General features: G+C 71.2%; 16 protein-coding genes. 7 read left to right on the top strand and 9 right to left on the bottom strand.

From position 1 onward, the window contains the following. Position 1 precedes the first annotated feature (1 nt). Positions 2 to 1,192, top strand: coding sequence for an ROK family protein (locus ACFWY5_RS34975; protein ID WP_379637021.1), 1,191 nt, complete (start codon positions 2 to 4; stop codon positions 1,190 to 1,192). A 13-nt stretch (positions 1,193 to 1,205) separates the two neighbouring features. Continuing rightward, positions 1,206 to 1,970 (top strand): PIG-L deacetylase family protein, encoded by a 765-nt coding sequence (locus tag ACFWY5_RS34970; protein ID WP_379637019.1) that lies wholly within the window; start codon positions 1,206 to 1,208, stop codon positions 1,968 to 1,970. Between the two features lie 88 nt (positions 1,971 to 2,058). Here the strand turns inward: ACFWY5_RS34970 and ACFWY5_RS34965 are convergent, their stop codons facing one another. From ACFWY5_RS34965 to ACFWY5_RS34930, 8 genes are all read right to left on the bottom strand, one after another. Beyond that, positions 2,059 to 2,823 carry a hypothetical protein gene (locus ACFWY5_RS34965; protein ID WP_379637017.1) on the bottom strand — a complete coding sequence of 255 codons (765 nt, stop codon included), beginning with the start codon at positions 2,821 to 2,823 and terminating at the stop codon, positions 2,059 to 2,061. A 113-nt stretch (positions 2,824 to 2,936) separates the two neighbouring features. Then, positions 2,937 to 3,596 carry a DNA-binding response regulator gene (locus tag ACFWY5_RS34960; RefSeq protein WP_379615874.1) on the bottom strand — a complete coding sequence of 220 codons (660 nt, stop codon included), beginning with the start codon at positions 3,594 to 3,596 and terminating at the stop codon, positions 2,937 to 2,939. Beyond that, on the bottom strand, positions 3,566 to 4,687 hold the full coding sequence (locus ACFWY5_RS34955) for a hypothetical protein (RefSeq protein WP_379637015.1): 1,122 nt from the start codon (positions 4,685 to 4,687) through the stop codon (positions 3,566 to 3,568). Before ACFWY5_RS34955 ends, ACFWY5_RS34960 begins: the two co-directional genes overlap by 31 nt. Further along, on the bottom strand, positions 4,680 to 5,756 hold the full coding sequence (locus ACFWY5_RS34950; RefSeq protein WP_379637013.1) for a sensor histidine kinase: 1,077 nt from the start codon (positions 5,754 to 5,756) through the stop codon (positions 4,680 to 4,682). Before ACFWY5_RS34950 ends, ACFWY5_RS34955 begins: the two co-directional genes overlap by 8 nt. A gap of 277 nt (positions 5,757 to 6,033) precedes the next feature. Further along, on the bottom strand, positions 6,034 to 7,140 hold the full coding sequence (locus tag ACFWY5_RS34945) for a winged helix DNA-binding domain-containing protein (RefSeq protein ID WP_379637011.1): 1,107 nt from the start codon (positions 7,138 to 7,140) through the stop codon (positions 6,034 to 6,036). Positions 7,141 to 7,221: 81 nt separating this feature from the next. Continuing rightward, on the bottom strand, positions 7,222 to 7,530 hold the full coding sequence (locus ACFWY5_RS34940) for an Atu4866 domain-containing protein (protein ID WP_379637009.1): 309 nt from the start codon (positions 7,528 to 7,530) through the stop codon (positions 7,222 to 7,224). Positions 7,531 to 7,562: 32 nt separating this feature from the next. After that, positions 7,563 to 8,489: an amidohydrolase family protein gene (locus ACFWY5_RS34935; RefSeq protein WP_379637007.1), complete on the bottom strand. Its 927-nt coding sequence runs from the start codon at positions 8,487 to 8,489 to the stop codon at positions 7,563 to 7,565. Between the two features lie 166 nt (positions 8,490 to 8,655). Continuing rightward, positions 8,656 to 9,501, bottom strand: a complete 846-nt coding sequence (locus ACFWY5_RS34930; RefSeq protein WP_379637005.1) for a helix-turn-helix transcriptional regulator — start codon at positions 9,499 to 9,501, stop codon at positions 8,656 to 8,658. Between the two features lie 129 nt (positions 9,502 to 9,630). On the opposite strand from ACFWY5_RS34930, the gene ACFWY5_RS34925 reads away from it, so the two are divergent. From ACFWY5_RS34925 to ACFWY5_RS34910, 4 genes are all read left to right on the top strand, one after another. Beyond that, positions 9,631 to 10,458 (top strand): helix-turn-helix domain-containing protein, encoded by an 828-nt coding sequence (locus ACFWY5_RS34925; RefSeq protein ID WP_379637003.1) that lies wholly within the window; start codon positions 9,631 to 9,633, stop codon positions 10,456 to 10,458. Between the two features lie 163 nt (positions 10,459 to 10,621). Continuing rightward, positions 10,622 to 11,251, top strand: a complete 630-nt coding sequence (locus ACFWY5_RS34920; RefSeq protein ID WP_379637001.1) for a helix-turn-helix domain-containing protein — start codon at positions 10,622 to 10,624, stop codon at positions 11,249 to 11,251. Positions 11,252 to 11,407: 156 nt separating this feature from the next. Beyond that, positions 11,408 to 11,626: a hypothetical protein gene (locus tag ACFWY5_RS34915; protein WP_379615856.1), complete on the top strand. Its 219-nt coding sequence runs from the start codon at positions 11,408 to 11,410 to the stop codon at positions 11,624 to 11,626. Between the two features lie 13 nt (positions 11,627 to 11,639). Further along, positions 11,640 to 11,906: a hypothetical protein gene (locus tag ACFWY5_RS34910; RefSeq protein ID WP_379636999.1), complete on the top strand. Its 267-nt coding sequence runs from the start codon at positions 11,640 to 11,642 to the stop codon at positions 11,904 to 11,906. Positions 11,907 to 11,954: 48 nt separating this feature from the next. Here ACFWY5_RS34910 and ACFWY5_RS34905 read toward each other — a convergent pair whose 3' ends face one another. Then, positions 11,955 to 12,563, bottom strand: coding sequence for a TetR/AcrR family transcriptional regulator (locus ACFWY5_RS34905; protein WP_379615852.1), 609 nt, complete (start codon positions 12,561 to 12,563; stop codon positions 11,955 to 11,957). Between the two features lie 122 nt (positions 12,564 to 12,685). Between ACFWY5_RS34905 and ACFWY5_RS34900 the strand changes: the two genes are divergently transcribed. Beyond that, positions 12,686 to 13,342 (top strand): hypothetical protein, encoded by a 657-nt coding sequence (locus ACFWY5_RS34900; protein WP_379636997.1) that lies wholly within the window; start codon positions 12,686 to 12,688, stop codon positions 13,340 to 13,342. Positions 13,343 to 13,353: the final 11 nt, after the last annotated feature.

The raw sequence follows: 13,353 nt of genomic DNA, 5'->3' as shown, positions 1-13,353 counted from the left end.
CATGTCCACCGGGAACCCCACGGTCTTCCGCACCCTCAACGAACGCGCCGCACTCGAACTCCTGCTCCGCCACGGCGGGCTCACCCGCGCCGAGCTGGAACAGCACACCGGCCTGTCCAAGGCGTCGGCCGCGGAGGTGCTGCGCCGTCTGGAGAACGGCGGGCTGGCGCGCAAGGCCGGCACCAAGCCGGGCAACGCCGGGCCGGCCGCGCAGATGTGGGAGCTGGAGGGCGGCGCCGCGCTCGTCGCCGGGGCCGACCTGACCGCGAGCTCGGTGGAGGTCTCCGTCGCCGACCTGACCGGTACGACCCTGGGCCGCCACCGCGCCGAGGCGCCCGGCCCCGGGGCCGACGCCGTGGAGTTCCTGACCGCCGCGGTCGCCGCGGCCGCCGCCGAGGCCGGGCTCGGGCTCGACGACCTCGACCAGATCGTGCTCGGCGTGCCCGGCATCGTCGAGGCCGGCGGGCAGCGGCTGCGCCAGGCCGTCCAGTTGTCCGGCTGGTCCCACCTCGACGACCTCGCCGACCTGTGCGACGCGCTCGGGCCCGAACGGTTCCGGCTGGAGAACGACGTCAACCTGGTCGCCATCCGCGAACTGGCCGACCGCGAGGGGCAGAGCTTCGTCCTGCTGTGGATCGGCGGCGGGGTCGGCGCGGGCGCCGTGCTCGACGGCGCGCTCTGGCGCGGCGTCACCGGGCGCGGTGGCGAGGTCGGCTCCGTGACCGTGCCCGACCCGGCCCGCCGCGGCCGCCTCTACGGCCCGGAGGGCGGTCCGCTCGGCGCCCTCCTCGGCGCCGCCCCCCTCGCCGCCCTCGCCGCCGCCCACGGCCTGCCCGCCTCCGCGGGCAGCGGGCTGGCAGAGGTGTCCGCCCTCCTGAGCGCCGGCACCTCGCCCGCCTTCCTCGACGACGTCGCCGCCCGCGTCGCGGTCGCCGTCACCGCCGCCGTCGGCGTGCTCGACCCCGGCTGCGTCGTCCTTTCCGGCCCTCTCTGCGTGGCCGGCGCCGAGCCGCTGCGCGCCCGCGTCGCCGCGCTGCTCGCTCCCACCGGCCTGGCCCCGGTCACCGTGGCCGTCGGCCGCGCGGGCGGCGGCAGCGTGCTCGAAGGCGCCGTCCGCTACGCCCTCGATCTGGCCCGCGAGCGGGTCTTCCAAGCCGGTACGGCAGGCCGTACCGGAGAGCAAATCTCCTAACGAAAGCTGAGACATGTTGCGCACGCTGGTCATCGCCGCCCATCCCGACGAACCCGAGATCTACGCCGGCGGCACCGCCGCCCTGCTGGCCGGGGCCGGGCACGCGGTGAAGTTTCTGACGCTCACCAACGGCGACGCCGGCCACCACGAGATGGAACGCGCCCCCCTGGCCCGCCGCCGCGCCGAGGAGGCCTGGCGCGCGGCCGACGCGCTCGGCGTGACCACGTACGAGATCTTCGACGACGTGCATGACGGTTTCCTCGAACCCACCGTCGAGCTGCGCGTGCGCGTCCTGCGCGAGATCCGCGGCTGGCGTCCCGACCTGGTGATCGCCCTGCACGCCGACGGTGGCGGCCACCCCGACAACCGAGCCGCGGGCGTGCTCGCCGGGCAGGCGGTGGAGTTCTCCACCACCCGCAACGTCGAGTGCGGCAAGCCCGCCCTGGACCGGCAGCCGGTCTGCCTGCTGATGACCGACTACGTCTCCGGCCCCGTCCACCGGGACGACGTCGTCGTTGACGTCGCCCCGGTGCGGGAGGCCAAGCTCGACGCCTGCCTGGCGCACGCCTCCCAGTTCCTGGAGTACGCGCCTTTCCAGCGCGGGCTGCTGGCCAAGGTGCCCGGCCCCGCTGACGTGGCGGCCTGCCGTACGTTCGTGAGCGAGTACTGGGCCGAGCACATCGGGCCGGAGACCTTCCAGCTCGCCCCCTACGGCCGGCGGCCCGCCGAGGGCGAACTGCTCGACCTGCTGCCCTTCGCCACAGTACGGGCCCGCTGACGCAGCGCCGGTCAGCGGTTGACCAGGACGAAGGCGTTCGGCGGGCCGCCCGGGGCCCGCCGCGGCTCCCCGTCCTGATCGGCGTGGCCTACTTGGTGGACCAGAGCGGCTTGTTGCTCTTGGTGTAGATCACGACGTTGCCCTCGTTCTGGACCGCCAGGTACGCGCCGGGGTTGCCCGCGGTCTTGGTGGTCCACACCGCCTGGTTGGTGGCGCTGTAGATCACCAGGTTTCCCTCGTTCTGCATGACGGCGCGAGAGCCAGGCCGGTCGGCCGTGGGCGTGGTCCAGAGCGGCTTGTTCGCCCGGTTGTACAGGACGAGATTGCCCTCTTTCTGCATGATCAGCCGGTATTCGCCGTTGCGTGACTGGACGCCCTGGCCGGCCTTGAGCGTGTGGCCCGAGGGCAGCGAGCCGAGGTAGCCGTGCCTCGACCACAGCACCTCGTTGGCGGCGGAGTAGAGGACGAGGTTGCCGTCATTGTGCACCGCCAGGTACGCGCCGGGGTTGCCGGCCGTGTTGGTGCTCCACAGCGGCTTGTTCGTGACGCTGTAGATCACCAGGTTGCCCTCGCGCTGCATCGTCGCGTACGCCGCGGCCCCCGCGGTGGGGCTCGACCAAAGAGCGTCGTTGCCCGGACCGTAGAGGACGAGGTTGCCCTGGACCTGCTGGATCAGCTTGTACGCGCCGTTCGCCGACTTCACGGCCTGATTCGGCTTGAGTTTCTCCCCCGCTGTCAGCTTGTTGTCCGCAGGATCGGCCCAGGCGGAAGGCGCAAGCGCCGCCCCCATGACCGCCGTCAGCAGAACACCCGTCCCCAAACCGCCCAGCACCGCTCGCTTGAGTGAAGCCATCGACAACACCGTCTCCGTATCTTTCGTGTAGTGACGTGGCCAACCACCCTAGGGACGGATGATCTACGGGGTTGACGGTCGTTCGACCCGCAATGCGTTACGCGTCCGTCCGGTTACAGATCGTCGATGCCGATCAGGCCGTCCTGCAAGGCGCGCGCGACGAGGGTCGCCTTGGTCCTGGCCTCCCTGCCCACACTCGCGTACTTGATCCGCACGCGGTCCAGGTAGGAGCTGACCGTGCGCGGCGTGATGCCCAGCCGCTCGGCGACGAGTTCCTTGGACTCGCACTGAAACCACTCGATCAGCACCTCTTCCTCGCGCAGGGAGAGCTGCGGCCGGTCGGGGCGGGTGTTCACGCCGAACGCCCCGGCCAGCGCCGGCGGCGTGTACGGCCGCCCGTGGGCGGCGGCGACCGTGGCCGCGACCAGATGCTCCTTGCCCTCGGCCTTGGTCAGAAACGTGAAAGCGCCGAGGTCCAAGCAGGTCAGCGCGGTGTTCTCGTCCTCGCGCATGGTGTATACGATGACCTGCCTGCCGTCGTCGGCAAGGCGCCTCAGCTCGTCGTAGGCCGGCTGCGGCCCGGAAAGCTGGAGATCGAACACGACGACCGCGGCGGAGTCGCCCGGCGGCGTCCAGGCGACCTCCGCACCGGCTCCGGCGGCGACCACGTCGATCGGCGGCGTCGCCGCGGCGAACCATGCCTGTGCCCCGGCCACCACCACCGGATGGTCCTCGACCAGAGTCACCGTGATCGCCAGCTCGTCTCCACCCACGCTCGACCCTCCGATTCCACATGATGAACCTGTACTCGCCCCGGCCGGTGAGCCGGCCGCGCGTAATCCTTCGCGTCGCCGACGGCGCTGACCCGGACCCGGTCAGACGCGCGGACCAGGGTGACCCGCGCGTCGGCGGTGACCGCGGCCAGCATGGCCGACACCGGCTCGATCAGCTCGCGCCTGACCTCCTTCGGCGGTGTCCGGGGCGCGCCCCGGACGGCGAACCGCACCGCGACCCCGCGGCGCTCGGCGACCGCGATCACCGCCCGCAGTTCGTGCGCCAGCGGATCGGGCACGTCGTCGCTCTCGGCGAACAGCCGGCGCATCTTGGCCGCTTCGTGCACGCTCCGACGCCGGACGTCCGGATCGCCGGGATCGAGCGAGCCGTATCCGAGCCCGGCCAGCAGCGGGACCAGCGTGGGCAGCAGCGCCGCGTACCGCTGCCGGTGATCGCGGTGCCGGTGCTCGGCCGCCTCCTCCTCCGTCCGGATCAGCTCCTCCTGCGCCGCGGCTTTCCGCGCCCGCACGGAGATCCGCTGTACGGCGTGGCCCAGCAGCCCGAGCGCCAGCTGGAACCCGTACACCGACACCGCGGCCACGGCCATCGCCGCCCAGGTCCTGAGGTCGGGCATCCCGGGCGCCGCCATCTTGACCACGGTCAGGCCAAGGACCGTGGCGAGGAACGCGGCCAGGAAGCGCAGGCGAAGGTCGAACAGCAGCAGCACGCCGTGCCAGCCGGTCAGCCCGAAGTACCAGTCGGCCGGCTCCAGGTGGCTGCCCGGCGGAGCGGATCCGGCCGCCGCGGCGGCGGCGAGCAGCGCCAGGCCCACCCCGGCCGCGCGGGCCCCGTGCGGGATACGCCCGCCGCGGGCCAGGAAGACGGCGGCGCCGGCGGCCACGACAACGAACAGGACGAATGCCGTGACCTGCGGCCAGAGCAGGCTGTAGCGGGAGCCGTTCCGCAAGAGCTCAGGCAGGGACAGGCTGAACTGCACGGTCACCGCGACCGCCAGCACGGAGATCCGCACGCCGCGCAGCAGCCGATCTTCGATCTGCGTGGCGAGCCGGTCGATGCTCTCCTCAGCCATCGCCCTCCACCGGCCACATCCAGCGGAGCGTGGTGCCCTCGCCGACCCGCGAGATCACCGTCGCCCGGCCACCGGCGTCGGCCATCCGGCCCACGATCGAACCGGAGATGCCGCGCCGGTGCGGCCCCACGTCATCGGGTACGAAGCCGCGGCCACGGTCACGCACCTCGACGATCACCGTGCCGTGCTCGTCTAGTCCGGCGCGCAACGACGCCTCCGCGACGCCCGCGTGCCGCGCCACGTTGGTCAGCGCCTCGCGGACGCCGTGAAAGATCGCGAGCGCGGGCCGGGCGGGCAGCGGCGGCATGGCGTCGGGCCTGCCCCGGACCAGAACGTCGTCGTGACGTGCCGCGGTGGTGAGAAGGGCCGCCAGGTCGACTGGGCCGGCGCCCGCCTCGGGTACGCCGGCGATCGCCTCCAGGTCGTGGCGTGCCCGCTCGGCCACCTCCGCTTCGCCGTACCCCTCGGCGACCATCAACAGCGTCGTGCTCGCGGTGTCGTGCAGCGTCACCAGGTACTCACGCTCGGCCGCCCGCCTGGCCGCCGCGACGGCGGCCTGCCTGCGGCGGGCGGCGATCCGCGCGCTCAACCGGTCCGCCACCCGCGCCTGAGACCTGACCAGCAGATAGGACAACCGTGACAGGATGATCTCGACCAGCACCCGCACGCCCGGCAACACGGCCGGCGCCCACACGCCGGACTGCGCGGCGAATCCCGCGACGTAGGACCCGAGCCCCAGCATGGCCAGCGCGATGCCGACCCGCGGCCTGCTCGGCCACTCATACGACGAGGTCACGGCGGTGATCGAGATCAGCGCCAGCGTCCACCCACCGGCGTACCCCGGACCGGCCAGCGCCTGCGCGGCCCCGATCGCGACGAGTACCACCGCATCCATCGCGATGACACCCCCGGCCCATCCCGGGGTACGGCGCCCAAGGGCGACCAGGCGGAAGACGGACCAGGCGAGCACGACCGCCGCCACCGCGAGCGCCAGCGGCCGTCGTTCGGCCGGTACCTCCAGCACCCCGAACACCGCGCAGGCGGCGCTCACCGCCGAGCGCAGCCACACCGCGTACCGGATCGCCGTCCGGTTCAGCTCCCGCTCGGCCGGACCCGCCTGCCCGGCCGGTGACTCATCCCCGCGCCCCGGCTTCCCGCCCGGACGCGGTCCACGCAGGACCCCGATGCGGCGATACCCCCACTTCTCACCAAATAACCGAACATCACCCGTGTGTGGCAGCCTACCGACGCCACAGCAACGTCTCGAAGGCCCGCTCCATGCGGCAGGCGCCACCCTGTGTTGTGGTGGTACGGCAGGGTGCCGGCCGATCGCTGCGGGACCGGGCTCACAGCAGTCTCGCCGAGACGACGGCGCGTGCGCCCAGGAACGCGCCCAGCTCGTCGGCCGCGGCCTGCAGCGCGGCGCGCTCAGCGGCGTCGAACGGCCGGTACAGCACCGCCTCGACCATGACGGCGCCGCCCCGAACCGTGCGCTTCCACCGGCCGGCCACCTGCGTGTCGACCACGACGACGCCGTTCGGCAAGGCCGGCCTGTCCGGTGCCGCCGGCGTCAGGCCGCCGAGGTCGAGCAGGTACTTGCTCTGCCGGTAGCCGACGATGTACTCGTCGTAGGCCTGCAGCAGCCGCACCTCCGGGGACGCGGCAGGCACGGGGTCGTGGCCCGGCGCGGACCAGTAGGTGACGCCGTCGGCGTCGGTGCTTTCCAGCGCCTCGCCGACCAGCGACAGCCCGGTCGCGATGTCGGCGCGCGTGAGGCTCGACCACCACGCCAGGTCCTTCGCCGTCGCCGGACCGTGGCTGGCGAAGAACCGGCGCACCAACTCGGCCAGCGCCGCCTCACGCTCCAGGCTCGCCGCCCGCGGAGCCCGCTCCTCGAACAGCGCGTACGTATGCAGCGCGCCCCGCAGCGGACCGCTGCAGATCACCCGCTCCAGCTCGGCGTGGATGAGGATGTAGCCGAGCCGGAATCCCCGCGCGACGATGCCGTGGCGGGCGAGCAACGCCGCGATCTCCGTGCGGGTCAGATGGTTCCCGCCGGCGACGGCATCGGCGATCAGGTCCGCGGTACGGCGCAGCAACGGGCCGTCGAGCTCGCCTCGCCGGTAGGCATAGCCGTTGAGCGCGTGCACCCGCGGCGCCGTCAGCTCCAGCAGCCAGCGCAGGTCGGCGCGGGCCACGAAGTGCCACGTCGGCCGCAACACGTGCGTCCGCAGGATCGCCCCGTCATCGAACGCGCGATCGAGGTCCGCGTCGGTGACACCGGGACCGAGCCGCTGAGCGACCGCCCACTTCGCCGGGTGGTAATCCTGCGCCTGCAACGCCCCGAACCAGCCGACCACCTCGGCAGGCCCGGCGAAGGCGGCGGGCCGTACCCCACCCAGACCGACCGAACAGATGCGGCGACAGGCCAGCCCAAGCCCCTCCACCGTCACGACCGCCCTCCGACACACCTGCACCCCACCGCCTGCCCAGCATCGCACCCTATGCCTTCCGTCGGGCGGCCGGAACGTGGGTCAGCTCTCCCGGTACAGCACCAGGTGTTCGTGGTAGAGCACGTTGTCGCGTACGTCACCGGTGGCGGTGAAGCCCAGGTCGTCGTGGTAGTCGATGTGGGTGCCGGTCACGGTGTAGCGGCCGGTGTAGGCGCGCTTGCGACCGTCTCGTTCCTCTTCGTAGCGGCCGTTGGGAAGAAGCTCCTGGCGAATGCGGCCGTCGGCGGTGACCCACATGCCGACGTAGGGGTGAGGGGCGCTCTGGCCGGAGGCGGCGCAGGCGAGCAGCGTGACGACCAGTCCGAGGAGGTGTAGGGACATCTTGAACATGGGTGGAGATCCTTGAGGTGAAGGGCCGTCGGTCAGTGAAGGGTGAGGACGCGGTCGCGTGAGGCGCGCACGTCCTTGCGCAGTTCGGTCAGGTCGATGTCGAGTACGGCCCCGCCCCACTTGCGGACCTGGCCGGCGATGAAGACGACGTCGATGTTGCGCGGGTCGGAGCCGAGCACGAGGGTGCCGATCGGGTCGTTGAGCGGCATGTTGTTGAGGTCGTCCGCGCGGACGACGAGCACGTCGGCCTGCTTGCCCGGGGTGAGGGAGCCGGTGACGTCGCCGAGGCCGATGCTCCTGGCTCCCTGCAGGGTGGCGAGGTCGAGCACGTCGTGCACGCCGATGCGGGTGGGCCGCTCGCCGGTGCCGTGGGCGGCGTTGACGGCCCGCATGCGCTGGATGGCGTGCAGGGCGCGCATCTGGGTGAACATGCCGTCCCAGTCGCCGAAATGCGGGCGCATCGACGCGTGTACGCCGCGGATGCCGGTGTCGATCAGCGCCCGGATGGCCGCGTCGGAATGGGCGGCGGTGCGGGAGTTGTGGGAGAAGTCCAGCATGGTGGTGATGCCGCTGTCGATGGCGGTCAGCGCGGCCAGCTTGGTGCCGATGTACATGTCCTTCGGCTGGTACGCCGGGGCGATCCCGGCCAGGGTGGAGGTCACGTACTCACCGAGGTCGTTGACGTCGGGCATGATCCGGCGTAGCTGCGCCTCCCAGGCGTGCCGGTGGGTGTCGACGAAGCCGGGCGCCAGGACGGCACCGGCCACGTCGACGACCAGAGCGTCCTCGGCCGGGAGATCAGGGCCGACGGCGGCGATCCGGTCGTCTTCGATGAGCAGGTCGGCGCGGGGCAGGACGCCGAGGCCGGGGTCCATGGTGACGATGGCGGCACCGGTGAGCAGGATGCGGCGTGCGGGGTCGCCGTCGCGGCGCCGTAGTTCGTCCAGGTTCGTGGTCATGTTCAGGTCCTTCGAGAGCGCAGGATGGTGACCTCGGTAAGGAGCTTGCCGAGGTCGGCGAGGTGGAAGAAGGCCGTGAACTTCCTGGGAGCGGCGCACCCAGGAACCGTGCGCGGACGTCGAAAAGGCCGGAGCGGTGGCTTCGGCCTCGTCGTTGTGCCGATCGTTAGCTTCTGGCCTCCAGGGCGACAGCATGGTCCGTCCGCGCCCGGAGGCGCTCGAACGCGGCGGCGGTCGTGGAGGCGGGCTCGGCCTGGTAGACGACGAGTTGCTGGTGGGGGGCGCCGTTGACGGTGAAGGCCGAGAACTGGATGTGCAGGTCGCCGACGCGCGGGTGGCGCAGGTGTTTGCCCTCCTCGGTTTTGGGCTTCACGTCGTGCCGGCTCCACAGGCCGGCGAACTCCCGGCTCGCGGCCGACAACTCGTGCACGACCTCGCCGAGCCGTACCGACTCTGGATCGTGGCCGTAGGCCGCGCGCAGCTCAGCCGCGCACGCGTGCGCCGCCCGCTCCCAATCCTGGTAGAAGTCGCGTCCGGCCGGGTCCAGGAAGACCATGCGGGCCAGGTTGTCAGCTACGGCGAAGCCTTCGTGCAACGCGGCGGCCATGGTGTTGCACGCCAGGATGTCCAGCGCCGGGCCCAGCACGAACGCCGGGGCGGTGGTCCAGATGTCCATGAGCTGGGCCAGCTGGGGGCTGATGGAGGTGCTTTGGCCCCGGCTCCAGGCGCGGGCCGCCGGCGGCTGCAGCAGCCGCCACAGGTGCGCGGTGGCCGCCGGGTCAAGCAGGAGCGCTCGGGCCACGGCCTCGACCACCTGCGGAGACGGGCTGGACTCGCGTCCCTGCTCCAGCCGTACGTAGTAGTCGGCGCTCATCCCCGCCAGCATCGCCACCTCTTCGCGACGCAGGCCCTTGACCCTCCGGCGCCCGTACTCGGGCAGGCCCACATCCTCGGGTTTGCGCGCTTCCCGGCGCGCACGCAGGAAGTCGCCCAAGGGCGTGCCGCTGCTCATCCGACCACCTGGATCCCATTCCGACGTCCATTGCACGCCACGCTACATAACGGGCGCCGGGTCAACCTGGGTGTAACTCACCCAGTCTGCGCAGGGAGACGAGGACGGCTTCGCCTTTACTCTCAACCCATGGACAGTGAGCGGAACCACCGGCTGGGAGAGTTCCTGCGCGCCCGCCGCGCGCAGGCGCAGCCCCAGCAGATCGGACTGGCCGTGGACGGCCGGCGCCGGGTACCGGGGTTGCGCCGTGAAGAGGTCGCCAGGCTCGCCGGCCTGAGCCCCGGCCACTACGCCCGGCTGGAGCAGGGACGAGGGCCCCGCCCGACACATCAGACCTTGCGGAGCCTGAGCCGGGTGCTCCGGCTGAGCGGCGATGACGCGGTCACGTTGTACCGCCTCGCCCGCCCCGTGTCTCAGCGGCGGCGGCCGGACCGCGTGGAACGGGTGAACCCGGACGTCCTCGCCCTGCTGAACGACTGGACCGTGGCTCCCGCCTACGTTCTGGGCTGGTCTCTCGACATTCTGGTGCGAAATCCGCTGGCAGCGGCCCTGCACAGCCATTTCGTCCTCGGCGACAACCTGCTGCGAATGATCTTCCTTGATCCGGCGGGCGGAGAGTTCTTCCGCGACTGGACCATCGCCGCTCGGGCCGCCGTCCAGGAACTCCGTAAGGCGGCCGACCAGGCGCCGGAAGCCCGGCAGGTACGGGAGCTGGTCGGCGAGCTGTCGATCGCCAGCCCGGATTTCCGCAGGTTGTGGGCCGAGCCCGAGCCGCGTGGAGCGATGGTGCACGGCCGCCGGTTCTTCCAGCCCCACGTCGGCGAGTTGCGCCTGAGCACCGAGGTGTTCCCGATCGTCAGCAGTCCCGGCCAGCGATTGATCGCGCACCCCGCCGAGCCGGGCTCCCGCTCCGCCGAGGCCCTGACCCTGCTGGGCACGCTGACCGTCCAGAGGTGATCGCCGGCTCGCTTCAGCCGGGCAACTACCGAATCAGCCCATGAGCGTGGGGACACCGGCGAGGCCGGGCACGATGGGCGGGCGGAGCTTCATCACGGCACTTTCCCGAAGAATTTTTGCAAAAGTACTTTGGGAAAGTGGCCGGGAGATCTACGCTTCCGTTATGGGCAGCGAAGTGGACAAGCGCGTACTGGATCCTGAGCATGATGCCGCAGCGCTGAAGGCGCTCACCCACCCCCTGCGCATTCGCCTGCTCGGGCTGCTGCGGCAGGACGGACCCGCCACCGCGAGCGAGCTCGCGGTCAGGACCGGAGAGCCATCCGCTTCCACCAGCTATCACCTGCGGGTCCTGGCGAAGTACGCGTTCGTCGCCGAGGCCGAGCACCGCGACAGGCGGGAGCGCCGGTGGCGGGCGGTGCACCTGGTGACGTCCTGGAACAACAAGGCGATGGACGCCACGCCGGAAAGCCGCGCCTTCGTCAGCTTCGCGCGCAGGCGCCAGATCGAGCACCTGGAGACGTCTCTCGTCCGGCACGAGGCCGACGTCGCCGCCGGGCGGCTCGGCCAAGAGTGGCTGGAACCATCGGGCATCACCGACCGGATGCTGCGGCTGACCCCCGAGTCTCTCGCCGAGCTGTGGCAGGTGCTCGATCGGAAAGTGGAGGAACTGACCACCCGGGACGCGGTCGACCCGCGGGCCGTGCAGGTCATCCTTCTGTCCGCCGGGGTGCCCCTCGCTCCATACACTCCCCCGCCGGGTGAGGACGCGGCCGTTCCCGCCGACACATCGTGACCGAGCCGCTGAATCGGGATGCCGCCCGTCGCCGCGCGCTCTCTTACTGCCGGCACGGCAACGTGTCGCCGATGTGGCTCCGCCGCGGCAATCGCCCAGCACCTCGCCGTACCACGTGCGGCTTCCCGTTCTGACCGAAACGGCCCCCAGGAGACCATGATGTATCCAGACCTCTACCTGTTCGTGGAAGGCGTGCGAGGCCGTGAGCTGCGCGAGGCGGCTGCCCGGCAGCGCAGGGCCCGCGCGTTCGCCTCCGCGTCGGTAGTCAGCGTTTTCGAAGAGCAACTCGGCTGGGCGCTGGTGAGAGCGGGCCTACGGCTCCTGGACCGCCACGCCTGCCGGCCGAACTGGTCACCATTCGCGCCGCACCGGTGATCCTTCAGGGGCGATGCGCCGCGGAACCCGGCGGCTCATCGCCTACCTGGCTTCGATCCCGGCTGCCATTCGTTCGACCGTCCGCTCGGCGAAGGAGCTTGATCGGAATCTCGATGCCGAAAGAGACGCTCATCAGGACGGTGATGCGAATGACGAGCAGGGAGTGACCGCCGATCTTGAGAAGTCATCGAGTGCGCCAGGCCCGACCGACACCCCCGGCCTGTCGGGGCTCGCTCCCGACCCGGAGGGCCTCAAGCAGTACCTGGCCACGCAGATCTGACTTCCGCGGCCGCTCACCCGACGAAGACGACGCCGGGCCGTCGACGGGTCAGGACGTCGCGGGGTTCAGGACCGCGTCGACGGCCATGTAGAGGGTGTCGGTCTCGGACCGCAGGATCGAGCCGTCGGAGGGCAGGGCTCGCTCCAGTGCGAGGCCGTTCAGGACGGTAAGGAGGAATTTCGCGCGCCGAGAGGTGTCGCCGGGGACGAGTGCGCCTTCCTGCGTGAGCACCGTCAGCCAGTACTCCACGCGACGTCGCCCCTCCCGTTCGAGGGCGAAATAGGCTTCCCGCACCTGCTCGGTCGGTTCCGAGGCGATGAAGTGCTCGTGGATCGTGCGGTGGGCTTCCCGGGCGCCGGCGCCGACTCCGGCGGGGGCGAGGACCTGGCGCAGGCAGTCGACGAGCCGGTCCCGGGCCGGCGCGTCCCGATCGTGGATCCGGTCTTCGGAGACGACGACGTCGTACAGACGAGTGAGCACCTCGTCCTGGAGCGCGCGCTGCGTCGGGAAGTGGAAGCGGAGGGATCCGGTGCTCACCCCCGCGCGCGCGGCGACCGCTCGCACGCTGAGCTTCGCCCCGGGATTTTCTCCGATCAGCTGCATCGCCGCCAGGAGAACCTTGTCCCGGCTGCTCAACTGCTCGTTCTGATCCGTCATCGCATGAGCCTCCGCCTCACTCGTTCACAGCACTATCACACTGTACTAGCACGCTGTGATAGCTTGGCCGTCAGAGCGACTAACACAGTGTGTTAGTCGAGTTGAGGCGACCCAAGGAGAACATGGTGAAGGCATGGCGGCGCAGCCGGGCGATCCGGCGGGTCAAGCGGGGCGACGGGCGTCCTCTTCAGCGCTTCCGCTGGTGGCAGTTGCCGTCAGGGCGCGCACTGTTCCACCTCCGGCCCTCAGCCGATGGCCGGCGAACTGGGACGTATGCCGTCGACGTGCGGCGCTGGGACAACCGGTCGGGCGGCGAGAGCACGGCACACCTGTATCTCGACGGCCGCCATCACGCCCAGTCCAGGATCCCCGCCGCGTTCCCGCTGGAGGACGGCGTCATCGAGGTCGCGACGAGCAGCTTCGGGATCAAGCGCTGCCACTACGTCACCACCACCGGCGAGGAGCACCAGCTTGTTCCCGACCCGAAATCGGGAGAGGGCAGGCGGGCCCGTCTCGAACGTGATCATCCGACGGCGAGCCGCGTGGTCGCCGCCGCCTCGGTCGTGCTGCTCGTGATCGGCCTAGGGCTGAACCTCCCGCAGATCATCGGGCCGATCTCGCAGGCGCCGCCCATCGCCGAGAACCTCGGTACCTTCACCTCCCCCATCCACCTGCCGCTCTGGCTCAACGTCACGCTCGCCCTCGGCGCCGCGCTGGCCAGCGTGGAAAGGGCGCTGCGGCTGCGCTACCACTGGCTGCTCGACGCCGGGGGCAACTGACAGGCCGGGTC

Origin of the sequence: Nonomuraea sp. NPDC059007, assembly GCF_042740555.1 — a bacterium.
Lineage (GTDB): Bacteria > Actinomycetota > Actinomycetes > Streptosporangiales > Streptosporangiaceae > Nonomuraea.
Note: the sequence above shows the minus strand (reverse complement) of the source record. Positions and strands in the feature narration are given on the sequence as shown.

Coding starts and splice junctions, on each gene's coding strand:
- ACFWY5_RS34915 (WP_379615856.1), top strand. CDS start 11,408: ATGATGTATCCAGACCTCTACCTGTTCGTGGAAGGCGTGCGAGGCCGT.
- ACFWY5_RS34905 (WP_379615852.1), bottom strand. CDS start 12,563: ATGACGGATCAGAACGAGCAGTTGAGCAGCCGGGACAAGGTTCTCCTG.
- ACFWY5_RS34955 (WP_379637015.1), bottom strand. CDS start 4,687: ATGGCTGAGGAGAGCATCGACCGGCTCGCCACGCAGATCGAAGATCGG.
- ACFWY5_RS34930 (WP_379637005.1), bottom strand. CDS start 9,501: ATGAGCAGCGGCACGCCCTTGGGCGACTTCCTGCGTGCGCGCCGGGAA.
- ACFWY5_RS34970 (WP_379637019.1), top strand. CDS start 1,206: ATGTTGCGCACGCTGGTCATCGCCGCCCATCCCGACGAACCCGAGATC.
- ACFWY5_RS34920 (WP_379637001.1), top strand. CDS start 10,622: ATGGGCAGCGAAGTGGACAAGCGCGTACTGGATCCTGAGCATGATGCC.
- ACFWY5_RS34900 (WP_379636997.1), top strand. CDS start 12,686: ATGGTGAAGGCATGGCGGCGCAGCCGGGCGATCCGGCGGGTCAAGCGG.
- ACFWY5_RS34925 (WP_379637003.1), top strand. CDS start 9,631: ATGGACAGTGAGCGGAACCACCGGCTGGGAGAGTTCCTGCGCGCCCGC.
- ACFWY5_RS34935 (WP_379637007.1), bottom strand. CDS start 8,489: ATGACCACGAACCTGGACGAACTACGGCGCCGCGACGGCGACCCCGCA.
- ACFWY5_RS34940 (WP_379637009.1), bottom strand. CDS start 7,530: ATGTTCAAGATGTCCCTACACCTCCTCGGACTGGTCGTCACGCTGCTC.
- ACFWY5_RS34965 (WP_379637017.1), bottom strand. CDS start 2,823: ATGGCTTCACTCAAGCGAGCGGTGCTGGGCGGTTTGGGGACGGGTGTT.
- ACFWY5_RS34975 (WP_379637021.1), top strand. CDS start 2: ATGTCCACCGGGAACCCCACGGTCTTCCGCACCCTCAACGAACGCGCC.
- ACFWY5_RS34910 (WP_379636999.1), top strand. CDS start 11,640: ATGCGCCGCGGAACCCGGCGGCTCATCGCCTACCTGGCTTCGATCCCG.